This is a genomic window from Rheinheimera oceanensis (assembly GCF_018831085.1).
Taxonomy (GTDB): Bacteria; Pseudomonadota; Gammaproteobacteria; order Enterobacterales; family Alteromonadaceae; genus Alishewanella; species Alishewanella oceanensis.
Genome location: NZ_JAGPNM010000061.1, coordinates 1 through 278, shown reverse-complemented (window position 1 = coordinate 278; position 278 = coordinate 1). Strand labels below are relative to the sequence as shown.

General features: G+C 75.5%; 1 protein-coding gene. It reads left to right on the top strand.

Translation table 11 applies throughout. The annotated features are described in order from the left end of the window. Positions 1–278: cation:proton antiporter domain-containing protein (locus tag J3B89_RS21095; RefSeq protein ID WP_215768319.1), on the top strand; the 278-nt coding region annotated here is incomplete at both ends.

Genomic DNA, 278 nt, shown 5'->3' with positions numbered 1-278 from the left:
CTTTCGCGATGTCGGCGCGCCGGCCCGGCTGATCCGGCTGGTCGAGGGCGAGAGCCTGCTCAACGACGCCGCCGCGATCGCGCTGGTCGGCGTGCTGATCGCGATGCTGACCGGCCACGGCGCCGAAGCGACGCTCGCCGCGGGCCTGACCGAACTGGCCTGGGCCTTTGGCGGCGGCATGGTGTGCGGCCTGATCGCCGGCCGCCTGCTGGCCGAGCTGCTGCCGGCGCTGGCCGGCCTTGCGGTCGCCGAAGCGGCGCTGACGCTGGCGCTGCCCT